This window comes from Burkholderia sp. Tr-20390, assembly GCF_017104595.1.
Lineage (GTDB): Bacteria > Pseudomonadota > Gammaproteobacteria > Burkholderiales > Burkholderiaceae > Burkholderia.
Map to the genome: position 1 here is coordinate 1 of NZ_JAAGPC010000292.1, position 7,179 is coordinate 7,179.

Below are 7,179 nucleotides of genomic sequence, written 5' to 3' on the forward strand. Positions count from 1 at the left end.
TCCTGGTAGAAACGCAGGTTGTCGGCCACCGCCGACGCGGGCAACTCCGCGGACAGCAGCTTCTTCGCCGAATCGGTGTTGCCGAGCACGCCGTACGCGAACGCGAGGTTCTGGCGCGCCTGCCACGGCGCGGACGGCAACCCGGTGACGTCGAGCAGCACGTTCACGCCTTCACGCGGCCGGTTGCTCAGCACGAGCGACAGCCCGAGATCGACGCGCAGCCCCTGCGCGTCAGGGTGCGCGCGCAGTGCGTCGCGATACACGACCTGCGCATCCGCATGACGCCCCTGCAGGTCGAGCACGGTGCCGAGCCCCTCCGCCGCGAGCGGATGGTTCGGCTGCGCGGCGAGCAGGTCGCGGTAGCGCTGCGCGGCTTCGTCGAGGCGACGCTGCCGCAACGCGACGCGCGCGAGCCCGAGCTGCGGGCCGAGTTCCGCGGGTGCCTGCCGCTGCGCTTCGTCATAGAGAATCCGCGCACGCTCCAGGTCGCCCGCGCGGTAGTTGACGTCGCCGAGCCCCAGGCGCGCCGCGAGCGAATCGGGATGCTTCGCGAGCACCTTCTCGTACAGCGTCGACGCGAGATCGACGTTGCCGCCGGCCAGTGCGCTGTCGGCGATGCGCAATTCGGCCTGCGGATCGTCGCTCTTGTGCGACAGCACCGGCCGCGTCTGGACGCCCGGCGCGCCGCAGCCGCCGGCCAGCACCGGCAGCACGGCCGCGAGCGCGAACGCGCGTATGACGGATCGTGTCATCTGAACACCTCGAGCAGGCGAATCGCCGCCGGGCCCGCCGCGATCAGGCAGACCGTCGGCAGGATGAACAGCATCATCGGCAGCGTGATCTTCGGCGCAAGCTTCGCGGCGCGTTCCTCGAGCGCGACGATCTGCTCGGTGCGCTCGGTGCGCGACAGCGTGCGCAGCGCCTGTGTGATCGGCGTGCCGAACCGTTGCGACTGCGTCAGCGTCGTCGCGAGCGAGCGCGCCGACGTGAAATCGACACGCATCGCGAAATGCGCGAGCGTCGCGGACACGTCGCCGCTCAGCGTCAGCTCGTCCGCGCATACGGTCAGCTCGTCGGCGAGCGGCGGGCAGATGCGCGCCAGTTCGTGCGCGACGCGCCGGATGCCCGACGCGAGACTGTTGCCGGCCATCGTGCAGATCACCAGCAGGTCCAGCGCATCGGGAAAGCACGCGGCGATGATCCGCCGCCGCCGCCGGATCATCACGCCGAGCACGTATTCCGGCACGATCACGCCGATCACGAAGGCGGCGATCATCGCCAGCGCGCGGATCACGAAGTATTCGCCGAAGCGCGGAATCAGCGGGCTGAACACGATCGCGCCGCACGCGAACAGCACGCCGCAGCTCAACTTGATCCCGATCATCACCGACGCCGCGCGGCGCTCGCGAAAGCCCGCGCGCGTCAGCTGCAGGCCGAGCTTCACGCGCTGCATCGGGTCGAGCACCGGCAACCGTTCGCCCAGCTGCGCGAGCCGGCGCGTGAGATCCAGCCGGACGCCGCCCGGCTGCAGCCACCCCGCCACCGGTGCCGGCGGATGCTGGCCAGCGGCCTGCCGCACGCGCGCGGCGATCCGCTGGCGGGTGCCGCCGCCGGGCGTGGCGAGCGCCACCGCGACACAGCCGAGCAACAACAGCAACTCGAGGCCACGGGCGGCCAGTATCGACATCGTCATCGCGCGGTATCCAGTTTCGAGATCTTGCGGATCACCAGCAGGCCGACCGTCAGCAACCCGGCCGCGATCGTCAGCATCGTGTGTCCCGGGTGCGTCGTGAACAGCAGCATCACGTAGTCGCGGTTCACGAGAAACAGCGCGCCGATCATCACGAACGGCACCGCCGAAATGATGTTCGTCGTGATGCGCCCTTCGGCGGTCAGCGCGCGGGTCTTCAGGCGGATGTCGCGACGCGTGCGGATGATGCTCGACAGCTCGTCGAGCGTTTCGCCGAGACTGCCGCCGGTCTCGCGCTGCAGCAGCAGGTAGACGGTGAAGAACGAGAAGTCCGCGATCATCAGCCGGTCGGCCGCCTGCGTCAGCACGTCCTTGAGATCCGCGCCGACGCGCAGGCTGTCGCCCATCGAGCGGAACGTCGCGCGCACCGGCTCGGCCGCGCCGTCGCCGACCATGCTGATCGCCTGCGTGACCGGAATGCCCGCGCGCACGGCTCGCACGATCACGTCGATCGCGTCGGGGAACGCTTCGAGAAAACGGATCCGGAAGCGCTCGACCAACGCACGGTAGCTGGCCCGCATCGCGACCAGCGGCAACCCGACGTAGATCAGCGGACGCAGGAAGCCCGGCGGCCCGATCAGCTTCACCGCGACGATCGCGACGATCGCGCCGGCGATCGTGCTCGCGACGACGATCCTCACGCCGCCCTTGCCGCCGACCGCACGCACGCGCGTCACGCGGCGCTGCAGCCACGCGCGCAGGCGGCCCTGGCGGCGCTCGAGGTTGAACAGCGCGACCCCGGGCGTGGCAGAGGCAAGCCCGTCGCGCCCGGCGAGCGACGGCGACAGCCGGCGCATCCGCGCGCGAATGCGCTGGGCCGGCGTGCGGCTCGCGCGATCGAACCACGACGACAGCACGAGCCCGATCGCGAGGATCATCACGAACGCGCCCACCGCGAACAGGTCGGCGGCCCTCATTGCCGGAACACCTCGGCGAGCGCATCCTCGACGCCGTAATACGCGGCGCGCGCCGCGAATGACGGCCGCAACGGCGACGCCTCGAACACGCCCTTCACCGCGTCGCGCGTCGTGTCGCCTTCCTGGCGGAACGCGAACAGGTCCTGCGTGATCACCACCTCGCCTTCCATCCCGACGATCTCGGTGATCCGCGTGACGCGCCGCACGCCGTCGCGCATCCGCTCGATCTGCACGAACAGGTGCACGGCGCTCGCGATCTGGCGCCGGATCGACAGCAGCTGCAGGTTCGCGTTCGCCATCATGACCATGCTTTCGAGCCGGCTGATCGCATCGCGCGGCGAATTCGCGTGGATCGTCGTCATCGATCCGTCGTGCCCCGTGTTCATCGCCTGCAGCACGTCGAATGCCTCGGGGCCGCGAATCTCGCCGAGGATGATGCGGTCGGGCCGCATCCGCAGCGCGTTGCGCACGAGATCGCGCTGCGAGATCCCGCCGAGCCCTTCGGTATTCTCCGGCCGCGTCTCGAGGCTCACGACGTGCGGCTGCAGCAACTGCAGCTCGGCCGCATCCTCGATCGTCACGATCCGTTCGTGCTGCTCGATGTGCTGCGACAGCGCGTTGAGCAACGTCGTCTTGCCCGAGCCGGTGCCGCCCGAGATCACGATGTTCAGCCGGCACGCGCACGCGACCTTGAGCACCTGCAGCATCGGAGGCGAGATGTTGCCCTGCTGCGCCATCCGCGCGAGCGTGATGTCGCGCTTCGCGAACTTGCGGATCGAGATCGACGGGCCGCGCATCGCGATCGGCGGCAGCACGACGTTCACGCGGCTGCCGTCGGCGAGCCGCGCGTCAACCATCGGGCTGCTCTCGTCGACGCGACGCCCCACCGCCGCCGCGATCCGCTGCGCGACGCTCGCCACGTGCGCGTCGTCGCGGAACTTCAGCGACGTGAGCTCGAGCCGGCCCGCGCGCTCCACGTAGACCTGGTCGGGCCCGTTGACGAGGATGTCGGTGACCGTATCGTCGGCGAGCAGCGGCTCGATCGGCCCGACGCCGAACATGTCGTTCAGGATCGCATCGACGATCAGCACCTGCTCGCCGGCCGTGATCTTCAGGCGCTCGCGATCGACCGTGTGCGCGGCCACCTGCTCGATGCCCGCGCGCACTTCGTCGCGCGTCTTCATCAGCGCCGCCGACATGTTCATCGACGCGAACACCGCGCCGCGGATCGCGTCGAACTTGCTTGATCGGATCAGCGCCTCGTGGGTGTCGGCCGTCACGGGTGTGCGAGCCGGAGTCGGTGCAGGCGCGTCCGCCGCGGTCGGAGCCGGGGCCGATGGAGCGGCCTCGCGCGCCACGGTGGGCGTCGCGGCCTGTGGCTCGGCCGGCGCGGGATCCGCCGGCGGCCGGTTGCGGGTGCCGAACGTCACGTTCCCTTCCTCCACTTGACGAGCCGCGCATACCACGGCTCGGCGACGGCCATCGGCTCGCCGGTGATGCCGTTCGCGAGCTGCCGGATCTGGTCCAGGAAGCCGTTGCGCTTTGCGCCTTCGATCGGCTCGCCGAGGTTCTCGGCGACGGCGAGCGTCTGCGGCTCGTGCGGCAGCTCGTGCAGCGCCGCGCCGCCGAACGCCGCCTCGAAATCGACCGGCTCGACGCGGCCCGCGACCGGGGCGAGCGGGTTGTTCAGCACCATCGACAGCAGCCGCTCGCCGGGCAGTTCCCGCACGAAGCGCACGAGCCGCGCGGCTTCGTACGCGGCGTGCACCGAACGGTCGACCACGACGTGGACGAGATCGGACGCCACGAGCGCGTCCTCGAGCAGCTTGCCGGCGCCGCTGCCGACGTCGAACAGCACGTAGTGGAAACGGTCCTTCAGCATGTCGACCAGGCGCGCGACGGCCTGGTCGCCCAGCGTGACGTCGGCGCCGTAGGCCAGCTCGGCGGACAGCACGTGCAGCCGGTCGCCCTTCGTCACGAACATGCGCTCGAACAACGCGTCGTCGGGACGCTGCCCCATGTTCAGCAACTCGATCAGCCCGTTGTTGCTGGACAGCCCGAACATCGAGTTCGCGCCGCCGCCGTGCAGGTTCAGGTCGACGTAGGCCACCCGGCGGCGCTTCTCGCTCGCCAGGAAGCGCGCGAGGCTCACCGTGATCGTGGTCGCGCCGACGCCGCCGCGCGCGCCGACGAAGCTGACGACCTTGCCGGTGCGCGCCTGCACGACCGATTCGGTCGCGGTCAGCGCACGCCGCATCAACTCGACGGTCAGCGGCTTGACGATGTAGTCCTGCACGCCGATGCCGAGCAGGTTGCGAAACAGCCCGACGTCGTTCTGCGTGCCGATCGCGATGACGCGCACCGACGGGTCGCACACGTCGGCGAGCCGCATCAGGTCCGACACCGGCAGCACCGAATCGGACACGTCGATGACGAGCTGGCGCGGCGAACGCTCGTACTGCTGCAACAGCCGGATCGCATCGTCGCAGGTTCCCAATTGCAGCTGGGTGCGCGTGATCGACAGTTCCTGCGTGACGCGGCGTATCACGTCCTCGCTGCCCGAATCGGCGACGACCGCGACGAGATCGGCCGCGCCCGCGGACGCGGCGCGCCGGGTGGGCTGACGGTCGAGGAGGTTCATGGGCGGCATCGTGATGGCATCCGGACGGTCAATGGCTGGGCGAGCCGGTCGTCTGCGTCTTGCCTGGCGTCGGCTGCTTCACGCGATCCTCGACGTAGCGGCGCACCGCGTCGGCGGCCGTCTGCGCATCCGCGCCGCCGTACGGCACGGGCGCGACGAGATCCTCCGGCCGCGCGAGCATCGCCGCGAGGTTCGAATAGGTCGCGCAGCCGAACGGCACGCCGGGCCGCGCGTACCCCGCGTCGACGAGATGCGACGGCTGCATCAGCTTCGCGCAATCGGGCGCCACCGCATGCGCGCCGTCGAAGCCGATCGACCGCGCATCGGGCAGGTTGACCGGCGGCGGCGCCGACAGGCAGCCCGCACACACCAGCGGCAGGAGTGCGGCAACGATCGATCGGGTTCGCATGTGCGCCTCCGGTTCAGTACACGAAGCCCGCGGCGCCGACGAGGCGCGGCGTGTCGCCCGACAGCAGGTCGAGCCCGAGGTTGCGCTGCACCGCGAACTCCAGGTCGCTGCTCGGCCGCGCGACGGTGTCGATCGCCTGCTCGAGCTGGCCGGGCCCGGTCGGCTGCACGACGTACGGCGTGACGATCACGACCACCTCGGTCTTGTTGTCCTGGAAGTTCTTCGACGAAAACAGCCGGCCGATGATCGGCAGCCGGCCGAGCCCCGGAATCTGCGACACGGTGTCGGCCGTCTGGCTCTGCAGCAGCCCGCCGATCGCGAAGCTCTGCCCGCTCGACAGCTCGACCGTCGTGTCGACGCGCCGCACCGTGAGCGCCGGCACCTTGATGCTGCCCGTCGTCACGCTGTTGCTCGGATCGACTTCACTGACTTCCGGGCGCACCTTGAGGCTGATCCGGTTGTCGGCGAGCACGGTCGGCGTGAAGTCGAGCGACACGCCGAACGGCTTGTACTCGACCGTGATCACGCCGGTGTTGCCGGTCTGCGCGACCGGAACGGGAATCTCGCCGCCCGCGAGGAAGCTCGCGGTCTCGCCGGACATCGCGGTGAGGTTCGGTTCGGCGAGCATCGTGATCAAGCCCTCCTGGTCGAGTGCGTCGAGCACCACGTCGATCGACCAGCGCCCCGCGCGGAATCCGCCGAGCACCGAGAAGGCGCCCGTCGGCGACAGGTTGAACAGGCCGTTCGTCGGATCGAACAGCGTGCGCCCGTTGAGCAGCCCGCCGACGAAGTTGCCGGCGCCGCCCAGCGAGCTCCAGTTGATGCCGAGCTGCTGCGTGATGTTGCGGCTCACCTCGGTCACCCGCACGCGCAGGTTCACCTGGATCGGGCGCGACAGCGTAAGCCGGTTCACGATCTTTTCCTTGTCGTGCAGATACGGCGTGAGCGACTGCATCACGGCGTCCGCGTCGGCCGCGCTCGGCACCTTGCCCGACACCATCAGCGAGCCCGGCGCGCCGGACACCGACAGCTTCAGCTGCGGAAAGCGGCTGTCGAGCACGCCCTGCAGCGACGCCGTGTCGACCTGCACGATCACCGTCTTGCGCAGGATCGGGCGATGGTTCGCGCCGAGCGCGATCAGCGTGGTGGTGCCCGCCTTCTTGCCGAACACGAACACGGTGCGCGGGGACGGCACCTGGATGTCGGCGACGGACGGATCGGCGACGAACATCGCGGCCGCGGGTTCGGGCAGCGACAGCAGTTCCCCCTTGCCGGTCGCGATCGACAGCGCCGCGCCCGCGTCCGGCGCGCGTGCGACCTGCGCCAACGCGCTCCCGGACGCGACGATGCAGGCCAGGCCCCCGATAGCGATCCAACGAACCATGCGCACCATGCGTGTTCCCGTCAAATGCCGGCCGCCGGGCGGCCGGCCCGAATCGTCAATCCGTCACTGCGCCGCCAT

Annotated in this window: 7 protein-coding genes; all 7 read right to left on the bottom strand. The window is 70.0% G+C overall.

The window, feature by feature from the left end; all coding sequences use genetic code 11:
- On the bottom strand, positions 1-752 hold a 752-nt coding region (locus G3N98_RS37480; protein ID WP_206150942.1), incomplete at its 3' end, for a tetratricopeptide repeat protein.
- Complete coding sequence (locus tag G3N98_RS37485; protein ID WP_089497308.1) at positions 749-1,693, bottom strand: type II secretion system F family protein; 945 nt, start codon at positions 1,691-1,693, stop codon at positions 749-751. The genes G3N98_RS37485 and G3N98_RS37480, both read right to left, overlap by 4 nt.
- Positions 1,690-2,667, bottom strand: coding sequence for a type II secretion system F family protein (locus G3N98_RS37490; protein ID WP_206150943.1), 978 nt, complete (start codon positions 2,665-2,667; stop codon positions 1,690-1,692). The genes G3N98_RS37485 and G3N98_RS37490 overlap by 4 nt, the downstream gene beginning before the upstream one ends.
- A complete protein-coding gene (locus G3N98_RS37495; protein ID WP_206150944.1) occupies positions 2,664-4,097 on the bottom strand; it encodes a CpaF family protein in 1,434 nt (477 codons plus the stop codon). The genes G3N98_RS37490 and G3N98_RS37495 overlap by 4 nt, the downstream gene beginning before the upstream one ends.
- The gene (locus G3N98_RS37500) at positions 4,094-5,317 is read right to left on the bottom strand and encodes an AAA family ATPase (RefSeq protein WP_206150945.1); all 1,224 of its coding nucleotides are present in this window, start codon (positions 5,315-5,317) and stop codon (positions 4,094-4,096) included. The genes G3N98_RS37495 and G3N98_RS37500 overlap by 4 nt, the downstream gene beginning before the upstream one ends.
- Positions 5,318-5,336: 19 nt before the next feature.
- Positions 5,337-5,717, bottom strand: a complete 381-nt coding sequence (locus tag G3N98_RS37505; protein WP_089427883.1) for a CpaD family pilus assembly lipoprotein — start codon at positions 5,715-5,717, stop codon at positions 5,337-5,339.
- A 13-nt stretch (positions 5,718-5,730) separates the two neighbouring features.
- Positions 5,731-7,110, bottom strand: a complete 1,380-nt coding sequence (locus G3N98_RS37510; protein WP_089474526.1) for a type II and III secretion system protein family protein — start codon at positions 7,108-7,110, stop codon at positions 5,731-5,733.
- Between the last annotated feature and the right edge of the window lie 69 nt (positions 7,111-7,179).